The organism is Aliivibrio sp. A6, assembly GCF_028765505.1.
GTDB lineage: Bacteria > Pseudomonadota > Gammaproteobacteria > Enterobacterales > Vibrionaceae > Aliivibrio > Aliivibrio finisterrensis_A.
Map to the genome: position 1 here is coordinate 29,941 of NZ_JARACR010000005.1, position 19,990 is coordinate 49,930.

The 19,990-nt window shown below is 38.8% G+C and carries 16 protein-coding genes and 1 pseudogene; 3 read left to right on the plus strand and 14 right to left on the minus strand.

Going from position 1 to position 19,990, the window contains the following annotated elements:
- Positions 1-91: 91 nt before the first annotated feature.
- The 6 genes and pseudogenes from PVK70_RS04625 to PVK70_RS04650 all read right to left on the minus strand — a co-directional run bounded on the left by PVK70_RS04625 (position 92) and on the right by PVK70_RS04650 (position 8,645).
- A complete protein-coding gene (locus PVK70_RS04625) occupies positions 92-3,358 on the minus strand; it encodes a M66 family metalloprotease (RefSeq protein ID WP_130048322.1) in 3,267 nt (1,088 codons plus the stop codon).
- A gap of 214 nt (positions 3,359-3,572) precedes the next feature.
- The gene (locus PVK70_RS04630) at positions 3,573-4,964 is read right to left on the minus strand and encodes a fructose-specific PTS transporter subunit EIIC (protein WP_130048321.1); all 1,392 of its coding nucleotides are present in this window, start codon (positions 4,962-4,964) and stop codon (positions 3,573-3,575) included.
- Between the two features lie 195 nt (positions 4,965-5,159).
- Positions 5,160-5,573: pseudogene (locus PVK70_RS04635) on the minus strand (PTS sugar transporter subunit IIA); the annotation flags it as partial.
- A 456-nt stretch (positions 5,574-6,029) separates the two neighbouring features.
- Positions 6,030-6,437 (minus strand): GGDEF domain-containing protein, encoded by a 408-nt coding sequence (locus tag PVK70_RS04640; RefSeq protein WP_242504792.1) that lies wholly within the window; start codon positions 6,435-6,437, stop codon positions 6,030-6,032.
- Complete coding sequence (locus tag PVK70_RS04645) at positions 6,401-7,687, minus strand: GGDEF domain-containing protein (protein WP_242504791.1); 1,287 nt, start codon at positions 7,685-7,687, stop codon at positions 6,401-6,403. The genes PVK70_RS04640 and PVK70_RS04645 overlap by 37 nt, the downstream gene beginning before the upstream one ends.
- 103 nt (positions 7,688-7,790) lie before the next feature.
- Positions 7,791-8,645, minus strand: a complete 855-nt coding sequence (locus PVK70_RS04650) for a helix-turn-helix transcriptional regulator (protein WP_130048319.1) — start codon at positions 8,643-8,645, stop codon at positions 7,791-7,793.
- Positions 8,646-8,943: 298 nt separating this feature from the next.
- Here PVK70_RS04650 and PVK70_RS04655 point away from each other — a divergent pair, with 298 nt between their 5' ends.
- Positions 8,944-10,845 (plus strand): PTS fructose transporter subunit IIABC, encoded by a 1,902-nt coding sequence (locus PVK70_RS04655; protein WP_130048318.1) that lies wholly within the window; start codon positions 8,944-8,946, stop codon positions 10,843-10,845.
- A gap of 93 nt (positions 10,846-10,938) precedes the next feature.
- Complete coding sequence (gene manA, locus PVK70_RS04660; RefSeq protein WP_130048317.1) at positions 10,939-12,138, plus strand: mannose-6-phosphate isomerase, class I; 1,200 nt, start codon at positions 10,939-10,941, stop codon at positions 12,136-12,138.
- A 61-nt stretch (positions 12,139-12,199) separates the two neighbouring features.
- Here the strand turns inward: manA and PVK70_RS04665 are convergent, their stop codons facing one another.
- Both PVK70_RS04665 and PVK70_RS04670 read right to left on the minus strand, forming a co-directional pair.
- A complete protein-coding gene (locus tag PVK70_RS04665; protein ID WP_130048316.1) occupies positions 12,200-12,985 on the minus strand; it encodes a PTS sugar transporter subunit IIA in 786 nt (261 codons plus the stop codon).
- On the minus strand, positions 12,985-13,284 hold the full coding sequence (locus PVK70_RS04670) for a PTS fructose transporter subunit IIB (RefSeq protein ID WP_122031986.1): 300 nt from the start codon (positions 13,282-13,284) through the stop codon (positions 12,985-12,987). The genes PVK70_RS04665 and PVK70_RS04670 overlap by 1 nt, the downstream gene beginning before the upstream one ends.
- Before the next feature lie 247 nt (positions 13,285-13,531).
- On the opposite strand from PVK70_RS04670, the gene PVK70_RS04675 reads away from it, so the two are divergent.
- On the plus strand, positions 13,532-15,430 hold the full coding sequence (locus PVK70_RS04675) for a fructose-specific PTS transporter subunit EIIC (RefSeq protein ID WP_130048315.1): 1,899 nt from the start codon (positions 13,532-13,534) through the stop codon (positions 15,428-15,430).
- Positions 15,431-15,540: 110 nt separating this feature from the next.
- On the opposite strand, the gene brnQ is transcribed toward PVK70_RS04675, so the two are convergent.
- From brnQ to PVK70_RS04705, 6 genes are all read right to left on the minus strand, one after another.
- On the minus strand, positions 15,541-16,857 hold the full coding sequence (gene brnQ / locus PVK70_RS04680; RefSeq protein WP_130048314.1) for a branched-chain amino acid transport system II carrier protein: 1,317 nt from the start codon (positions 16,855-16,857) through the stop codon (positions 15,541-15,543).
- Positions 16,858-17,149: 292 nt separating this feature from the next.
- Entirely contained in the window at positions 17,150-17,602 is a 453-nt protein-coding gene (locus tag PVK70_RS04685) for a hypothetical protein (RefSeq protein WP_130048313.1), read from the minus strand.
- A gap of 200 nt (positions 17,603-17,802) precedes the next feature.
- Positions 17,803-18,198 carry a DUF3465 domain-containing protein gene (locus PVK70_RS04690; RefSeq protein ID WP_130048312.1) on the minus strand — a complete coding sequence of 132 codons (396 nt, stop codon included), beginning with the start codon at positions 18,196-18,198 and terminating at the stop codon, positions 17,803-17,805.
- 137 nt (positions 18,199-18,335) lie between these two features.
- Positions 18,336-18,989: a class I SAM-dependent methyltransferase gene (locus PVK70_RS04695; RefSeq protein ID WP_130048311.1), complete on the minus strand. Its 654-nt coding sequence runs from the start codon at positions 18,987-18,989 to the stop codon at positions 18,336-18,338.
- A gap of 157 nt (positions 18,990-19,146) precedes the next feature.
- Positions 19,147-19,575: a helix-turn-helix domain-containing protein gene (locus PVK70_RS04700; protein ID WP_130048310.1), complete on the minus strand. Its 429-nt coding sequence runs from the start codon at positions 19,573-19,575 to the stop codon at positions 19,147-19,149.
- Positions 19,572-19,883 carry a type II toxin-antitoxin system HigB family toxin gene (locus PVK70_RS04705; RefSeq protein ID WP_130048309.1) on the minus strand — a complete coding sequence of 104 codons (312 nt, stop codon included), beginning with the start codon at positions 19,881-19,883 and terminating at the stop codon, positions 19,572-19,574. The genes PVK70_RS04700 and PVK70_RS04705 overlap by 4 nt, the downstream gene beginning before the upstream one ends.
- Positions 19,884-19,990 lie beyond the last annotated feature (107 nt).

Here is a 19,990-nt window from a genome sequence, read left to right on the forward strand (position 1 = left end):
TTCATAGAAAGTAGTTTTAAAAAAATGCCACTTACCTATAGATAAGTGGCATTTTCAATCATTATCTTTTAACTAAATAATTTAATTAAAATTATAATTTATTCCATGCGTCTTGCCAGAATGCACTCACTGCTGGCTCATAGCTTGGGTTTGAACACCAACCAGAGTTAGGCCATGGCTTACATTGGTATAATTGCTCATCTTTACCCATTACGATATCCCCTTCTTTATAGCTTGTGCCTGCTTGATAAAGTGGGTGCTCACCTGATGGTGGTGGCGTTGGCTCTGGATCTGGTGTAACCGGCTTATCTACTGAACAATCACTGTCTGATACTTTTGTCCAAACGCCCCATTCACCTGTTGTGCCAGGTTCTTCACCTTTTGTCCACCAACCCGCTTGCCATACTGCGCCATTATGTGCAACAAGATCACCAGCAACATACGTTCCGTTCATTGTCCAGGCATCTTCACAGTTTTCAACTTCTGCAACTACCGTAATATTACGGGTAGCAGTCACTGTTTGACTCGCACTGTCAATAACGCGGTAAGTCAGTGTGTAGATACCTGCTGTATTAATGTCTACGTTTCCTGATACTTGGATTTTAGATGAAATATCACCATCTTCTGCATCGCTTGCTGACACTCCAGACATTGGATCAAACGCTGTACCTGCATCAATCGTTAGATCATTAACGCCCGCAAATACTGGTTTTTCACTGTGTACATCAATCTGACGAGTGACAACTGATTCACTGCCGGCATTATCATACGCTTTATAAGTTAAGGTATAACGACCCGCCGTATTGGTATCAACAACACCATCAACGGTGATCGATGCTGTCACATCACCATCATAGTCATCGGTCGCTTTTACACCTGCTAATGGATCAAACTCGGCACCTTGAGCAAGAACCACATTATCTGCACCGATAATCTCAGGCGCAAAACCTGATTCAGTAGTAATAATGCTTACTTTTAGTGGTGCTTTTGGCGCTGCTAGTTCAATGCTATCTAATGTTTCATCATTACACACGACATTCGCTTGATATGGTTTCAGAGCAGTCTCAACGTTAACGTGGAAACGGTTCATCTTACCTGTTGTTAAACGACGGTTATGTAGATTATACGTTTTCACTCCCGCTTCTTGTGTCATCACTTCTAACTGACAAGAAGATGGGCTGAACTTATCTTCATACACCGAACCATAAGCACCGTGTAGTGCTGGGTAAATATAACTTGGTAATGTATTTTCAGGATCGTAGTAGCCCACAAGTGTTGTTACCGCTACGCCTTGTTTATATGGTGTTAAGTCGACCTTCTTATTTAACACATCGTTTTCAATCTCAACCCATTCACCATTAGTGTATTGGTAAGCAAACTTGCTGCCCATTGGTAATGAAATGGTTGTACCATTTAGGTGTAAGTACCCTGTCCATGCTGCCCATGTTTCAACCAATGCAATTTTTCCTTCAAAAATAGGATCATTGGTTAAATGAAGATGTCTCGCCCAACGGCCATCATCCATGTTGAAATGAATGACATTATACTCTGCATACAGTTCTTGTAATTTTGTATCTTCTGGGCCAAATTGATGCAATGAATCGGTATCAGAGAATGTTACGAGTCGACGTCCAAGATCATCATTAACACTATACGTCCATGGTGCCATGCTTTGTGTTTCATGATCCCATTTACTGTAGCCAGTTGATGAATTTAGATCAAAGTTCGCTTTTGATTCCATTGCATCTTGGAACACACTTGATTCATAAGGCGCTAAAAGCGTGTATGCATTTTGCGAAGGATATAATGGCCAACCACCAGACATGGTGCCTTTACCAAACATGTGACCAGCAAATGGTTCTGCACACCCACCTTCAGCACACATACTTTGATTGTTCGCTTCACGAGTGAAGTTTGGAATAAAGATATTCTTATTGGCATCCCATCCCCATGCTGAGTTACGCTCAGTTGAACGGTTATGTACTGCACCGTTAAAACCACCAGGGTAGTGAGCGCCAACGCCAAACTCATGACCTACTTCATGGCTAAATTCGTTACCTGTTGAGTTAACAACGGAGGCAACACCCACATAAGAACCTAGCATGCCATGGTTAATTAAACCTTCGCTATACTTGCCCACAGACATATTTACCGTTACTTGTACAGCATGGTATGGGTTATCAATATTCCAAGCGGTACCACTACGTACATTAGATGAGTTTACACCATAGTTTGCACTGTTAATGCCCGCAGACACTAACTCACGAGCAACACGATAATGTGAATCACTACCGTAGCCATCAGCGGTACTTGGGTCATAATCTTGTAGTAAACGGCCATCCGGTAACATGATTTCAGGGAAGTGAATAGACTCATACGGGTTTACCGTCAATTTACTTACTTGAATGTTTTGGAAATACTGACGCTGTAATTCACGATCTTTTGTAAATACGAACGCATCACGAGGCTCTGTTAATAAACCAATGTCTACCGCATTAAGCACGAAGTTGGTGTTCGCACCAAGTTTAATATCCGTTAATAACCCCTCTTTACCTTCATCAGTCGAGAAGGTTAAAGTTAAGCCTGGTTTCATGACATCGGCAGGAAGTGCTACTGTGTACGCTTTGTCACTATAAGCCACTCGTTTTATGTCCATGTCACCTTTACTATACCATTTGCCATCGACATTATGGTATGTCAGCTCATTACCCGAGCTTAATGTATCAGTGCCTGATGCATAAGTAATAAATGAGTTATAACCAGCATATGAACTAAAAGTGATACGTTTATCATCAAACGCTTCCCCTTCAGGAAGAATAAAATTCTTCGCCCAACTACCATCAGCGGTTTCTACATGAATGGTATCGTGCTCTGCAAGCAACTTTCTAAATTCCGTTTCACCCTGAGCTTCAGCAATGCTTGCCAACGGGCCGTTACCCATTACTTTATGATCAAAGTGATCTGGTTTTACTGCATTAATCTCAAAATCAAGTTGGCTGGCAATTTTCGGTTGCTCAGCAGGCAGTTGCATTGCGCTTTGATATACGATGTCACCTTGCGCATTTTTTGCAATAAGCGTGATTGATTCATTCAGATCAACTTCATTCGCTAGCGGTTCAAAAATAACCAATGTTTTACGTAATGAAACCAGGTGCGGATGACGATCATTTGGAATTTTGTTCGTTGTTGGCAGCGTTAAACTTTGTGCCAAACTGACACTGCCAAGCAGGCTTCCCTGAATGTCCGAGCCCAGATTTTTTTGGCTAAAGTAAACTTTCTCTACATCTTGTTGAGCAGCAACAGCTAATCCACTGGCTAAAATGGCAGGGATTAAGCAAGCAAGATATGATTTTTTCATTGTTATCCAAATAATTACACGATTAATTGATCTGAAATATATTTTAACTTCAAGATATTCGTTATTTGGATTTTCATTTTTTTGAACTAACCCCGCAAAAAAAACGTAATTCACGTGTTACATAAAACAAAAAAAAGCCTCTTGGGGGATTAAGAGGCTTTGAGTTAGGAGATTTTATTCAGAGAAGATAGTTAATCTTTTCTGTATTTTACAGTTAACCTTGAATCAGTGTTAACGCGTTTTTCATTGCTTCTTTTGTTGAACATTCAACTTGACGAATGTTAGCAAAACGGTCTGATTCTTTTACTAGAATATCATGAGCAAGGATGATGAACTTAGCATTCGCAACATCTTTTGCTGTCAGTTTATTTACCAAGCCATTAGACCCTTGTGTTTCAACTTTAATCTTGATGCCTGCTGCTGCGCCTGCTTTCTCTAGTGCTTTTGCTGCCATGAACGTGTGCGCTACACCTGAAGGACAACAAGTAACCGCAAGAACATCATACTCACCTTCGCCAGCTACTGGTACTGCTTGAGCTTGTACTGGTGTTGCTACTGCTGTTTCATCTTCTACAACTACTGGTTTCCAGAAGCCTACAATTAGCGCCGTCGTTAATGAACCTAGTGCAATACCTACAACATACATTGGGATGTTGCTAGATACAGGAGCTGTAATTAAACCGCCCCAAGGAGCATGAAGTAATACATCAGTCATGAAACCAAACACACAACCAACCATGCCGCCAATTACGATAGATGGAAGAACACGCATTGGGTCATTTGCTGCAAATGGGATAGCCCCTTCAGAGATACCAATTGAGCCCATAATTGCTGCTGCTTTACCTGCTTCTTGCTCTTCTTTAGAGAATTTCTTTTTGAACATGAAAGTAGCAAGAGCCATACCTAGAGGCGGAGTACAAATCGCGATACCAACACCACCCATTAGCCATGGTTGTGTATTTACTTGTGTTTGAGCGAATAACGTTGCTACTTTGTTGATTGGGCCACCCATATCAAACGCCGTCATACCACCAAGAATCGCACCTAGAACTGCCTTAGAAGAACCCGCCATAGATGCTAGGAATTCATTCATGCCAACCATGAAAGAAGAAATAGCTGCACCTAAGCCCCACATTACGATACCCGCAGACACTAGTGTACCAACAAGAGGATAGACAAAGTAAACGCCTAGTGCGCTTAAATGAGCAGGAATAGGCAACTTCTTAAGTTGAAGAACCACACCGCCAGCAATGAAACCAGCGACGATACAACCAAGGAAACCACCACCTAAATCAGCCATAATGCCTGATGCAATAAATGCAGGTGCTAACGCTGGTTTATCCGCAATAGAGTAACCAATAAAGCCACCCAAAATGATTGGGAAAAGTACAAGACCTTTAATCGCGATAGTTGAAATATCCGCTAAGATACCCGTATCAGGAACGGCACCTTTACCGGTTGCCATTACCGCTAGAGCCAAAAGAACCCCACCAGCGACCACGAATGGAAGCATGTGAGAAGTACCAAAAAGCAGGTGACCTTTTAATTTTGATAGTGTTTGTTTCCAATCACCAGATGGTTGAGTTGTTGCAGTCATCGTTGACATAAAAGTAATCCTAAAGTGAGTAAAACTAAAAGTTATGCCAATCACAGTAAGTAAGTGTTCAGAAATAGCGAAGGAAAAAGGCTTGAAAACAAGGCAGAATTTTTCGATAAGTAGTTATTCTACAATCAAAAATTATAACGCAGTTATCAAGTCTTTTAACCAGCTAGGATGACCAGTTATTTACTACGATTGGTATTAATTAATCAGTAAATCTAAAATGTCTTGCTCGGTCGTCGCTTTTTGCATATCTGCAATTAAGTCATCACCGAATTTTTCAAATAACGCTTGTAGTGCATAAATGTGGTGATCGCCGCTTTCAGGTGATGCAATCATAAAAAATACGGTTGGTTGGTCATCATCAGCACCGTATTCAATCGCCGTTTTTGATACGCCAATCGCAATAGCTGGTTCAATAACCGCGGCATTTTTTGTATGAGGGTAAGCAATACCCATATCAGAAGTCACACACTGTGCCTCACGCTCATAAATACCCGCTAAAAAGTTTTCTTTATTATCGATACGGTTATTTTTTAATAGCATTTCAGCTAACTCAGAAAATACGCCATCTTTCGTTGTCGCATCTAAGTTCAATTTAATTAAATTGGTATTTAATTAAATTGGTATTTACTAGTGTGGTAATCATAATGTTTCCCTTAATAAGAATTTTTACTTAATTCAAACTGCATTAAGTTGATGAGGGAATAATATGAATTAAAGTGACATTTAGTAAGTTGACATTTAAAGCATTTACTGGACTTTTGTACCCGCAAAATCAAAGTGTGATGGCAGTAACAATTAAGGCTATAAAAAGAAAGCAGAAAACTAAAAGCAAAGTTATCGAACAACAAAATCGATAACTAACAACAACTTAATTTAAAATAAGATTTTAAGAGCAAACAGAACCGAGCGTAAAAATAAAAAAGGAGAAGGCATAAAGGGAGAAAATGAGAACTAAACCACATTAAATATGTGTCATCTAATGTGGTTTATTTAAAACATAGAAGCAGAAATAAAAAGCACCCGTTCAGATTTTTAGATGCTTGGTAATAATAAATCTATAGCAAACTAAGCTGACTCAATATCATTGATAATGATATTTTTTGTACTGTGTTTGGCTTTATACAATAATTCGTCTGCCGATTTATAAGTATTTTTTCCTAGAGAGTAACTGCTTAATCCACCACTAATGGTAACGGATATTCCATTATCCCAAACTAATTCTTTTATCGCTTTTCGAATACTCTCAGAAATATCTATACTACGAGTTTTACTAATGGTATCAAAAATAACCACAAACTCCTCGCCACCAATACGATAACATTTATGCTCACTACCTAAAATTCTAGTAAGCACGCTAGCGACTCTTGCCAATACTTCATCACCAAAATCATGACCATAATTGTCATTAATTGATTTAAAGTTATCAATATCTAAAATTAAAAACGTATGCTCAACTGTCGACGATTTAAGCAATTTGTTAGTGGATCTGTGAAATTTTCAATATTTAAGTATTTTATTCTTACAATCGTAAAAAAGAGTAATATCGATATAAGCATCAACACACTAAATGATATCTTTAAGAAAAACACTGATTTTTCATGATCATCACTTAAATGATCATTCTCACTTTGTTTTAATTTATTAGAAATCAACAACTGGTAATAATTATTTTGCCTTTTATCTATTAAGGCATAATAACGATGATTAATATCATAAAGTTCTGATATATTATTTGTTTGATGATAATAATCAAATAAAGTGTTATACACAATTTTTGCGTATCTTGCCTGATTATCCTGATCTACTATAGAAAGTAATTCTTCTTTTTTTTCTTCTATATATAAAAAATCTTTTTTTCTAAATGATAATTGAAATTCCGCAACAGAAACAAGCGTATCCTTCCCTAACAAAAGTCGCAGCTGATCTTTCTCTAACTCCTCTTTCGCTACCGACAAGCATTGGCTCGCTTGTTCAAGTTGCCCAAGATAAGTGTAAGCCTCTGCCTTCAAGGCAAGCGTATAGATATAATAATCACGCCAATCTTCTTCAGTGTAAGAAGCTTGGTGTGGCTTTACCATCTCAAGCATATTTAATGCATCTTGGGGCTTATTCATCGCTAATTTATTTTCAGCAAAACTTAATCTTGCCTGATTTTTTAATCTATACCAATCGTTAGATTTATCAGAATATATAATCTCCTCAATAATATTATTAGAAAATTCATACTCTTTAAAATAACTAGTAACCAATGCTAAACTTAATTCGCCTGATGCTATTTTAAAATCATCACCACTCTCATTTGCTATATTAATATAGCTAAGAATAGGATCTATCATTCCAAATAGGTCATTGTCTTTGTATTTTAACGTCGATATTTTATCTAAAAAATACAGCTTATCATCACAACTAAATGAGCCATTTTCAGAAACAATATTTAAAATTGCAATTCCTATTTTAGGGCCGTTTGTATAAGCAAGAATAGGACGAATACTTTCTGCTATCGCTTTAATATTCTCACTATATTCATTTTTATTAAGACGATTAAAATCATCAATAATACGGCATTCTAATGGCTCACAATTCTGAGTAAGCGATACTAATTGCTGCTCGTAATCCGTCAAACTAACACTATCATCATGATTATGAGATAACTCATTAACAATAAAAACAATGGCATTGGAAATTATGATTATTCCAGTGATAAATAGGATTACTTTTTTCATTCTGATTATTATAAAAAAGAGAGGAGTATACACCTAAAACTTCTATTCACAATCTGTTAAATGCATTTATTATTCCTAATCAAAAATACCCTACCTCCCCCTTTTACTTCACCATTGTTCGATAATCCGATGGGGTATAACTGGTTTTCTTTTTAAATACACGATAAAAGTAGTTCACATCTTGAAAACCGCAACGCGTAGCGACTTCAGTTAAACGGAAGGTATATTTCTTCAACATGAATTTCGCACGTTCAATGCGCACCCAAGTAATGTAATCAGCTAGCGTCATATGTCCTTGCTGCCTAAACATACGAGATAAATGGTTTGGCGAGATATTAAATCGATTAGCTATGTTATTTCTATCAATACTTCGATGAAAGTTTTCTTGGATATAAATACAAATCCCTTGATAAAGATCTTCACTGCGCTTTTTCGGTGAAATTACCTCATTTGGTTCACCTAACATTGATTTACTGTAACTGAGTAATGCCAAAAGCAGATACTCATCAATCTGATTTTTATTCGGTTCACGAGCAAGGGCATTTAGCGCTTCTAAAATATTATCAATCGCATGGCCAGTTCGAGTTTGAATACTGTACTTTTGCACATCATAGAAACCCTCCTCGCCCTTGCGCTTACTCACTAAGCTAAAGCCCACTTGTCTGCGACCAAATAGTAAACTAAGCACTGAGCAATCTTCACTCCAAACGGGTTTATTCCAGCAGTTTGGTGGGATATAGAGCGCATCACCCGCCATGATTTTAACTTCGCTAATGCCAATGTCTGGATCTTCGATTTGATTTAGATATTCACCGCTAATCACTAGTTCTAAACGAGGAAAGTTAACTTGATAACAGCATGATGGAGGCGTGACTTTATCGCCTGCAAACCAGATCTGATTAAAGCTTTCTCTTTCTGACAGTAGCGCCTCTAAAACAGCATTAAATACTAAACCCATGCTCATCACTTACTAAAATTAACCACACTTTTATCCACCAACCCCATCAAGATCAGGACGTTATTGATAAATAACCCATCAATAATTACATAAAAATAACAATGTAAGTCATTATTTATTAAGTACTTTTTTGACTTGTGCATTATAGCTTTTTGGATTTATAAAAATCAGAGCTGAATCACACTTGGCTTTATAGGATACAAAAATCCAGTAAATGCATTTCTCGCACACTTACCAATCTATCTCATCAGAATCACACTATTCCCACACAAGACATCCACCCAAATGGGAATAACTTATGATTACTGACTTAATCAACGAACAGCTAATTTGCTTAGATCTTGCAGCAAAAACCAAAGACGACGTTTTTTCTGAAATGGCAGAGCATCTTCTGCAACAAGGTCGAATCAATGACAAACAGGTATTTCTTAATGATATCTACGCAAGAGAAGAATTAGGAAATACAGGCTTTGAAGAAGGCGTCGCACTGCCACATGCGAAAAGCTCGGCGGTTATCTCCCCTGCAGTCATGATTGGTATCAGCAAGCAAGGTATCGAATATGGCGCTGAAGATGGGCTACCGTCTCGACTGTTCTTTATGATTGCCTCTCCTGAAAACGGTGCAGATCATCATATTGAAGTACTGGCTGAACTTTCTTGTAAACTCATTGAAGATGGATTTATTGAAAAATTCCTAGCCGCAACATCACCAAAAATAGCGTTAGCGCTACTGCTTGAAAAAACAGAAAACACCAACACTGGTGAAGCAACCAATGGTTTTTTAATTGGTGTCACAGGCTGCCCTGCTGGCATTGCTCACACCTACTTAGCCTCTGAAGCACTAGAAAAAGGCGCGGCAGAATTAGGCTACACCATCAAGGTAGAAACTAACGGCTCTATTGGCGTTAAAAACAGCCCTACCGCAGAAGAAATCGAAAAGGCGGAAGCAATTATTGTCGCGTGTGACAAACAAGTAGATCTGACTCGCTTCGCAGGTAAAAAGCTAATCCAGACTAACGTTAAAGCACCGATTAAAGATGCAAAAGGCTTAATTACTCAATCTCTTACACAGCCTCCTTTTGTTGCTGATACAACTAAATCAAGCTCAGATAACAAAGGCAGTGCTTCTCAAACCCGCTCAGATATTTATCGTTACCTAATGAATGGCGTATCACACATGATCCCATTTGTTGTCACTGGCGGTTTATTAATCGCACTGGCACTTGCTCTAGGTGGTCAACCGACAGAAAGCGGTATGGCTATCCCTCCGGGTAGTTTATGGAACAAAGTATTAGATGTTGGTGTTGTTGCCTTCACATTAATGATACCAATTCTTGCCGGTTACATTGCGTACGCAATTGCTGATCGCCCTGCACTTGCACCGGGCCTAATTGGTGGTTGGATTGCAAATAACGGTTCTTTCTATGGTGCTGAAGCCGGTACTGGTTTTATTGGCGCTATCATTGCGGGTTTACTTGTTGGTTACTTTGTTAAGTTTATTGCCAACATCAACTACCACAAGTTCATTCAACCTCTTGTGCCTATCGTAATTGCACCTATTACAGGTTCACTATTCATCGCGTCATTATTCATTTTTGTTATTGGTGCACCGATTGCTGATTTGATGGATTCACTAAACGTACTACTAACCAACATGAGCACAGGTAACGTTGTTCTACTTGGTATCGTTCTTGGTGGCATGGCAGGCTTTGATATGGGTGGTCCATTCAATAAAGTTGCCTTCCTATTCTCTGTCGGCATGATTGCGAGTGGTCAAACTCAATTCATGGGCGCGATGGCGTGTGCAATCCCTGTTGCTCCACTAGGTATGTCACTAGCAACGGTTATTGGTCGCAAATTCAATATCTTTGAAGAGTCTGAAATTGAAGCAGGTAAAGCCTCTGGTGCCATGGGCCTAGTGGGTATTTCTGAAGGTGCCATTCCATTTGCAGCACAAGATCCGATCTCTGTTATCCCTGCCAACATCCTTGGTTCTATGGTTGCCGCAGTAATGGCGTTCTCATTTGGCATTACAAACAGCGTTGCTCACGGCGGTCCTGTTGTTGCTCTACTTGGTGCAATGAATAAACCGGTATTAGCATTGGCTTGTATGGCAGCGGGCGCAACCGTAACCGCATTGGTTTGTGTTTCTATTAAAAAAGCTCGCCAAGCTAAATCGTTTTCTGTAGCGGCAGCCTAACCTTCCCTTTCTCCAGTGTTTTCTCTCTTGATTCAGTAAAACAAGATTTGAAACGCACTGGAGAAGTTTTCCATTGATGACATCGAGTGCATTATGAATAAATCAACTCAACAATTCTTTTACCCAATGACCAATGTAATTCAAGATTATGCATGGGGAAGTTTCACCTCTATCGAAGCTCTATTTGATATAAAAAACACCAGCAATAAGCCACAAGCTGAATTATGGATGGGCGCTCACCCAAATGGCTGCTCTACCGTTACCATTAATGGGCAACCAACCTTATTGTCTGAGCTGATCAATCAAGATCAAACCGCCTATTTATCTTCGTTAACGGCAGACCACTTTGGTGAGTTACCATATTTATTCAAAGTATTAGCGGCAGAAAAAGCATTATCAATTCAAGTTCACCCTAATAAACAACAGGCTATTGCTGGCTACGATAAGGAAGAACTATCAGGCGTTGCGCTTAATGCCTTTAATCGTAATTATAAAGACAGCAACCACAAACCAGAATTGGTATACGCGTTAACACCTTACAAAGCGATGAATGGTTTTAGAGAATATAACGAGATCATCAGCCTATTTAACCAGATGGCTCTGCCTTCTCTTGAAGAAATCATCACACGTTTTGAACAACAACCAAACTCACAAGGGCTAAAGTGCTTCTTTAAAGCGATTCTTTCATTAACTGATGAGGCAAAAGAGTCAGCATTAGCAGAGTTAGGTCACTTCGCCAGCAATAATAAACAGAGTGAACTATTTGCTTTAATTGATGATTTATCAATTCAGTACCCAAATGACATTGGCTTATTTACTCCATTAATTCTTAATGTCATTACTCTGCAGCCGGGTGAAGCCATGTACTTAAATGCGTGTACGCCTCATGCTTACATTAATGGAACTGGGCTAGAGATAATGGCGAACTCAGACAATGTGCTGCGCGCAGGGTTAACCCCAAAATTCATGGATATTGATGAGCTTATGGATTGCACAGAGTTTGTAAGCATTCCAGCAGACTCCTTGATTATGCAACCTAACATTATTAATGGAGGGATGAATTACCCTATCCCTGTGAGCGATTTTAAATTCTCAGTATTTGCACCCGCTGATGACCTACAATTAGAAACACACAGCGCAGAGATCTTGTTTGCGATTGATGGTGACATGACACTGAATCACTCAACAGGGGAAACGGTTAACGTACCTAAAGGGCATTCTATTTTTGTTCCAGCTTACGCGCACCAATACACATTAAAATCTAGCGGGAAAGTGGCAAGAGCGTATAACTAACGGTTAGATCTAAAGATAGAAATAAGCTGACTTAGCACTGTTGTTAAGTCAGCTTTTTTACTTATAACAGCTGGCACATGGCGTATAGAATCAACGCCTGTAACCCTTTTGGTTGTCTCGTATTTACCAAGCGTTGGCTAAACTCTTCAGATAACATATTACGAGTTAAATAGGTCGCGGCCATAATCATAGGCTTGCTTGGTTTTTCAGGCAGAACTAAGGCAATAATTAAGTTTACCTCTCCCATTTTTGATGCCCAATCCACCGAGTAATCACTGCGAATGATCGCAATTGTCGGTTTCTCAACATAAGGAGAAATAACATGAGGTAAGGCGATTTGTTTTGCCATTGCCGTTGATGAGCGCTCTTCTCGCTTTATCAAAGACAGCAACAATTCATCAGACTCTTGTGGGTAAATGAGCTGCGACAGGCCTTTTAAAATCTCAAATTTAGATAAGGTGGCTTGTGCCTTTACATAATGGAAATCAACTTCACAATTAGGGGTTAATTGCGGGCGGGTATTAATAATAGTTTCTGAGAAATCACACAGTTTATCAGAAGCAACAAAATCAAAGGTGGAAGCAAGCAAGTCAGTCAGAACAAAGTTAGCCCACTCAGCATCAATTCCTACCGTCACTAATTGGCAAAAATCTCCCGGTCTTAACCCTATTTTTAGCAAACCCAATGGACTCTCGGCATCGCTACTGAGGTTTTGAGTAATATTATCGATATATACAAGGCTCTGAAACTTTTTAGCAAGCCGAGTGAGTTGGCTCGCCACTTGAGGTGGCAAGCCTTGCTCTTTCACAAAGAAGGTAATGCGATAGTCGATAATTGTCGACATCATTATGAAAGGTGTTTTCTCAAAATAGTGTCTACATCTGTCAATATAGATTCAATACTGTATTGCTTAGTATTAATGCCTAAAAAACGACTCTTATTTTCAATTTCGATATCTGATGCAATGATAACAAGATCTGCATTCACAATATCCACAGGTGTGAGTACTTCTTCGACACCCATTGCGCCTTGAGTTTCCACTTTGATTGACACTCCCAATTTCGCAGCCGCCTTTTTAAGCACATCAGCTGCCATGTAAGTGTGTGCAATTCCGGTTGGACACGCTGTTACTGCCACAATTTTCATGATTTACTCTTAACTGGTAAAAATTCAAATAACTCAATGTATTCACAAGATACTAATTTAAATAACAATACATTGGCTATTTCTCTCTCATTTATCATAAAGTGCTTTAGCATCAATTAATAAGGAGCAAACTCACACTTTACTGCAGAGGGTACAATAATCCAGTAAATGCCTTTTTTATCCAGTTATTAAAATCCAAAGATCCACTAACATGGCCAACAAATTATCGATAAAAAATGGAATCGTTATGAATATCACCTCTCTTATTGACATTAATGTTATCTGTTTAGACCTAAAATCAACGTCTAAAGAAAGCATTCTTGAAGAGATGGTTAATATATTAAACGATGCTGGAAAACTGTCGAATAAACAACAGTTTCTAAACGATGTGTGGGCGAGAGAAGCGATTGGGAATACGGGTTTTGAAGACGGTATTGCTATCCCTCACGCCAAAAGTACCGCTGTCATTACGCCCTCCGTCGCTATTGGTATTAGCCGCACAGGTATTGATTATGGTGCTGAGGATGGTTTTCCATCTGATGTCTTTTTTATGCTTGCATCGACAGATGGTGACGACAATCAACACATCGAAGTATTATCACAAATATCCATTCGATTAATTGAAGATGGTTTTACCGACAAGTTAAAAGCCGCGCAAAGTAAAGAAGAAGCTTTAGCCTTGTTTACTGATTCAATTCAACCAGAAGAAGCACTGACTTCAACGACCATAGCTGAACCACAAGCTGAAAAAAGTGAACTCTCTCGCGGCTTAGGTCGTGCTAAAGAACACTTACTCTTTGGTACCTCACACATGATCCCCTTTATTGTTGCCGGTGGGGTTTTACTCTCTTTATCTGTCATGATCTCAGGCCATGGCGCCGTACCCACAGAAGGGGTCTTGGCTGATATTGCGCAAATGGGCATTGCCGGATTAACCTTATTTACCGTGGTGCTTGGTGGCTATATCGCTTATTCCATTGCTGATAAACCGGGATTGGCTCCAGGAATGATTGGATCTTGGATCGCTGTTCAGCAATACAATACTGGATTTTTAGGGGCGATCATCATTGGTTTTTTTGCAGGGTTTGTCGTTCGTACATTAAAGCAAATTAAGCTGCCAGAAAGCATGACCTCGCTTGGATCTATTTTTATCTATCCGCTTATCGGCACCTTCATCACTTGTGCGGCTGTCATGTGGGTTATTGGCGCACCAATCGCTAATACAATGACGCTGCTAAATGAATGGCTTGCAAGTATGGCAGGTTCAGGAAAAGTGGTTTTAGGCGCTATTCTTGGCGCAATGGCGGCCTTTGATATGGGAGGGCCAATCAATAAAGTTGCTACCTTATTTGCTCAAACTCAAGTGAATACGCAACCTTGGTTAATGGGCGGTGTCGGCATTGCGATTTGTACCCCACCATTAGGCATGGCGTTAGCGACCTTCTTATCCCCTAAAAAATTCAAACGAGAAGAGCGTGAAGCAGGTAAAGCGGCAGGTATTATGGGAATGATTGGGATCACTGAGGGCGCAATTCCATTTGCAGCGGCCGATCCTGCTCGTGTTATCCCAGCCATTGTTGCCGGCGGTATTGTGGGCAACGTTACTGGATTTTTGTTCAACGTATTAAATCATGCGCCATGGGGCGGCTGGATTGTATTACCCGTTGTTGATGGGAAATTTGGTTATGTGGTTGGTACGCTACTGGGTGCATTAACCACGGCACTCATTGTTATTTCATTGAAGAAAAATGCCGTTGAAGATGAGGATAAAGAGATCCGTGAACTTATCTTAACTGCCGTCAAAAATGAAGGCGAAGCTGATGTATTAGCAGTGACAGCCTGCCCATCAGGAGTGGCTCATACCTTCCTTGCTGCCAAGAGTTTAGAAAAAGCCGCACAACGATTAGGCATTAAAATAAAGGTAGAAACTCAAGGGGCCGATGGCATTAATAACCGCATTACCCCATTAGATATTAAGAACGCTAAATTGATTATTTTTGCTCATGATGTAGCAATAAAAGAACCGCTTAGATTTGCAGGAAAACGTACTCTAGATATCAGCACTAAAGAAGCAATGTATAATGGGGAGGCACTACTTAAATCACATAAAATTAATTCCACATCCAGACGTTTTTCACATTCATAAAAAAGTAATTTCACAATAGATAAAAAGCCAGCTTATCTCCTAAGCTGGCAATTTGCATCCCATAACCATAATCACAATTTAACAAAATTGATCTAGTCTATTACTAAGGACTAATTATTTATCGCCACACGCTTTGGCATTGCTTTACTGAAGGCTTTATTAACAAAAATAGTAATAAATACAGGAAGCAACCAAGAAGTATGAGAAGCATACAAGGGTAACCATTGCTCACAAAACGCGTTCATGCCCTCTGGTAATTTATCCAAAATATGCAGCGCATCAATCGTACCAAACAGAGCAGCGATACATACTACCGTAGTGTGGCTCATTGAAATCGCAGGTTTGTCTGTGCTTGTTTTCTCTGGCATCAAGATCATCGCAATGATAAGCGCAATCGCAATCGGACATAAGATCAGAATGGCAGGCAAGCTCACCTCTATGATCGTCTCTAATCCTACGTTTGAAATGATCGCTGTTAATACCATAATAACGGTAGCACTTACTTTAAACGTGATGCCATAAGTATTTTTATAGTACTCAGAGTTCGCATTGGTTAAGCCGATCGTAGTCGTTAAACACGCCATTAAGGTAATGGCTGCCAATAGAAGTTGACCTAATACCCCAAACTCCCCTGCGGCATAACGCGTTAAGATCTCGCCACCATTACTGGCACTTGGTGCAATCTCAGACGAGGTTGAGCCTAAATAGCCCATTGCTAAGTAACATAATGACATTAATACAGAGTAAATAACGGCAATGCGTAACGTGTAGTAAGAAATGGCTTTTTTACTCTCAACACCTTTGCTACGAATAGTTTGTATAATCACCCAACCGAAGGCTACCGCTGCGATGGCATCCAATGTCATATAACCTTGAATCAACCCATTTACCGCAGGCGCTTGCTCATAAATCTCAATAGCTTGGCTTGGAGAGCCTAATGGATTTAATAATGCAGCGACCACCAATATAGTTAACATGCCAATTAACGCGGGTGTCATGATTTTACCAATGTAATCCACTAATTTACCCGGTTTTAATGCTAACCATAACGTCAGAGCACAGAATAAAGCAGAGAACACCATTAACCCATTACCTGAATAGAAAGGCTTAATGCCCATTTCATAAGCAACGGTAACAGCACGAGGCAATACAAACGCAGGACCTAATGTGGTTAATACCAAGAACCAGAATGAACGGTCCATCCACTTTGGTAAGGCTGATGTCAGCTTATCCGCAGAAGATAAACGCCCTAACACGACCAAAGTAATAGCAGGAAGACCAACAGCAGTTAATAGAAAGCCACCAATCGCGATAAGCCAATGCTCACCCGCTTGCTGTGCCATCAAGGGTGGATAGATTAAGTTACCTGCACCAAGAAAGAGTGCAAATGTCATAAAGCCGATAGCGGCGAGATCTCTTCTGTTCAAACGACATACCTTTTATAAAATGAAACAGGGTGTCAATTTGGCTAGAAGATGATAAAGAAAGGGTCTTAGTTATCCGCCAGCCTAACTGACGAATAACACAATCGTCAGTATCAGTTAATGACAACGACGACAGAGACAAGTGCATAAGCATGATGCTTAGAAGCAGTCAGTAAAGCTGCTTGATGTTTTTTGATGCCTGTAGACATAACTTACACACTCTAGAAAAAATAATTGTCCTTAAGCTAAAGGAATTACCGAGGATTGTAAAGCCTAATTATAACTTTGTTAATTATCACTCTAAAATCAGACGTGCCTCTAACATTTGTGGCTCACTAGCTGCAGGTTCTAAAGATGGATTACGAGGATATTGTTCACCGTTAAACTTCATTAAAACCAACCCTGAACCACGCGACCACACGATTAAGTCTTTCCATCCATTAGTTTCGGTTTTAGCCACACTAATTGGAGTGCTCGTTACGGATGATTTGGATATCAATTGATAGCTATCACCCAGATTTTCAAAAATCATAAGCGTGCAACCACCAGAGCCACACCATTGCATTCCTTTAAGAAAAACCACGGCATCCTCTAAACCATCACCGTTTAGATCTGCGTATCCGGTAGAGAATACTGGCTCATTTTCTTGGGTAGCTTCAGAGACTGATTGCTGTAAATCAGGTTTTAGATCTGCTTGATTGCTGCACCCAAAAATCACAAAAGACAGGCACAATATTAAATATCTCATGTTTTATCCTCTTAAATTACACTCCCATATTATCTGAAGTTGTTTTACATGAGTTAAATTGTTTCGGCAACAGTTTACGTCTAAACAATACGATTGCGACGGTCTAAATTATGCTTATATTGACGCCATAAAATAAAAAACACCCGACAACCAGAATTACCGAGTGTAGTTATTATCTTGGTGTTTTTGTTCTGTGTAATTTATTCGTACACACGCCCATTGTGTTTTAACCACCCATGAGCATGCCTATTACGTGGGTCTTTATGAGTCCAATGAATTACCCCACCTTTCTTATTCCACTCATATTCACCATAAAACTGAACGGTATCACCAACATTCAAGTTCGGTATTCTAGGTGCTAAATCAATATTATGAGCAACCAGTAATGTTTGCTGATTATTAAGTTTTAGTAGAAATCTTTGATGCCTAGACCCTTTATTATCATCTGGTAAAATATGAACAACTTTCCCTTGCCCCTTAATTTGAAGATCACTTTGATGATTTTCAAATGCTTTCTTAAGTTGATAATCATTAGCTTGTGCATTAAATGAAATAATGCCGAATACAGCAACCAAAAGAACGATAAAACGTTTCATTTACCTATGAACCTCTATTTTAACATCACAATGTAAATACATATTTATTATCCAAATATACTTGAATTTGGCATATAAAAATGAGAAACACCCGACAACCTGAGCTGCCGAGTGTAGTTATTATCTTGGTGTATTTGTTATATTTTTTTGCCTGAAAATAGCGCAACACATCCTACAACTTCCACTTTTACATCAGTAAAGTGTTCGTTTAACGATGACAGCAATGAGTCTAGATCATCGTTGTTATTGCTAAAGATCCCTTTCTTATTGTAAACACCCATCAATTTTTTAGCGAAAAAGTTTAGTTTTGTTCCCTTACCTAAAATGGTACTACCGAACAATACACCGCCATCGTTAAGATGATCCTTTAGATGCTTAAACATAATGCCTTTATCCATTAAGTTTCCAGGCAAGCAATGAAGTAAATAATTAACACTAATTGAATCAAATTTATCGATATTCAATTCAAGAGGCTCAAGCACATCCCCGCAGTAGACTTCCGGTTGGAAATAATTAATGGCTTTTGACGTTGTATCAAGACTGTTTTGATTCAAGTCCAGTAAAGCAATACGTTTTGTTGATTGAGGCAGATAATTCTTGAGGTAATAACCAGAGCCAACACCTACATCTAAGTGGTTAGATGAAACTAACATTGAAAACTGCTCGCTAATAAATCTGGTTGGGCATTTCCAAAAGTAGTTATTTGAAACTCCTAAAACCCAGAAATCATATATTGAGAGTACTTTCTTCGAGTAAACAGCTTGTCCAGCAACTGTGGATTCTTTATTCATTTTTAATTTCATATAGTTATAAATTATTAGCCGTCAATTTATACTAAAAAATAAAGATAACAAATCTTACCAGAGATAAAAAACTGGAGCCCATCTTAAAGCTGTATACTCAAAGAAACTTAGAACGCGAGTGTAGTAAATTGTATTGATGCGATTGTTAAACGCAGCCAAAAAACAATGCAGGACTGATATTATATTTAGATGAAATAGCTTGAATATGCTCTTTCGTCAGCTTACGAGAACCATTAAGGATCATTGAAACCAAACTTTTACCACCAATGACATCTTTTAGGTCATCAGCTTTAAGTTGATACTGATCCATTAATACACGCAGTGTTGTCACTCCATCATCTAAATTCTCAATACGAGCATTAAACTCTGCAAATTCATCGGCACTCTCTTCCCAACGTTCGATAGATACTTCCAAAACCTCAATTAATGGCTTGTAAATATCGTATTCTTCAATAAGCTCTTCCATTAACTCCAAGGCTTCAGCATATTCTTCTTCTGTTGAAATATGACCAACAAAACTAGCCATTGAAAATAATTGTAATGCTGTTGATTTAACTTGATTAAAATTTTTCATTTCGACTCCTTTGCATATTTGGCGCATAACTTGTCATATTCTGCATGAGGAACAATATGCTTAACAAACATTCTATTATCTCGAAATTCGATAAAAGTCATTAATCGTAAATTATTCCCACCGATGTCCAGAACATACCATTTATCTTTATACTTAAAGTTATCTAAGCTTGGGTAAACATTTTTCATATCCAGTGGATTTGAAAAGTTATTATTTTTTAATGATTTATATAGCGCATCAATTGCCACAGCATCATTTGGATATTTTTTTGCTGCATCACTAAATGGTTTTCTTGATATTACGTGCATAAACGCCTCTAAGTTCACTATATGTGAATATAGCACCTACAAACCAAGTTCACAAGATGTGAATTTATAAAGAAGAGTTTAACGCTGGCATAACACGTTTACTACGA

What these genes read in the sequence shown, in the direction of transcription:
- PVK70_RS04625 (WP_130048322.1), bottom strand. Translation starts at nt 3,358, where the DNA reads ATGAAAAAATCATATCTTGCTTGCTTAATCCCTGCCATTTTAGCCAGT.
- PVK70_RS04630 (WP_130048321.1), bottom strand. Translation starts at nt 4,964, where the DNA reads ATGTCAACGATGACTGCAACAACTCAACCATCTGGTGATTGGAAACAA.
- PVK70_RS04645 (WP_242504791.1), bottom strand. Translation starts at nt 7,687, where the DNA reads ATGAAAAAAGTAATCCTATTTATCACTGGAATAATCATAATTTCCAAT.
- PVK70_RS04650 (WP_130048319.1), bottom strand. Translation starts at nt 8,645, where the DNA reads ATGGGTTTAGTATTTAATGCTGTTTTAGAGGCGCTACTGTCAGAAAGA.
- PVK70_RS04655 (WP_130048318.1), top strand. Translation starts at nt 8,944, where the DNA reads ATGATTACTGACTTAATCAACGAACAGCTAATTTGCTTAGATCTTGCA.
- manA (WP_130048317.1), top strand. Translation starts at nt 10,939, where the DNA reads ATGAATAAATCAACTCAACAATTCTTTTACCCAATGACCAATGTAATT.
- PVK70_RS04665 (WP_130048316.1), bottom strand. Translation starts at nt 12,985, where the DNA reads ATGATGTCGACAATTATCGACTATCGCATTACCTTCTTTGTGAAAGAG.
- PVK70_RS04670 (WP_122031986.1), bottom strand. Translation starts at nt 13,284, where the DNA reads ATGAAAATTGTGGCAGTAACAGCGTGTCCAACCGGAATTGCACACACT.
- PVK70_RS04675 (WP_130048315.1), top strand. Translation starts at nt 13,532, where the DNA reads ATGAATATCACCTCTCTTATTGACATTAATGTTATCTGTTTAGACCTA.
- PVK70_RS04685 (WP_130048313.1), bottom strand. Translation starts at nt 17,602, where the DNA reads ATGAGATATTTAATATTGTGCCTGTCTTTTGTGATTTTTGGGTGCAGC.
- PVK70_RS04690 (WP_130048312.1), bottom strand. Translation starts at nt 18,198, where the DNA reads ATGAAACGTTTTATCGTTCTTTTGGTTGCTGTATTCGGCATTATTTCA.
- PVK70_RS04695 (WP_130048311.1), bottom strand. Translation starts at nt 18,989, where the DNA reads ATGAATAAAGAATCCACAGTTGCTGGACAAGCTGTTTACTCGAAGAAA.
- PVK70_RS04700 (WP_130048310.1), bottom strand. Translation starts at nt 19,575, where the DNA reads ATGAAAAATTTTAATCAAGTTAAATCAACAGCATTACAATTATTTTCA.
- PVK70_RS04705 (WP_130048309.1), bottom strand. Translation starts at nt 19,883, where the DNA reads ATGCACGTAATATCAAGAAAACCATTTAGTGATGCAGCAAAAAAATAT.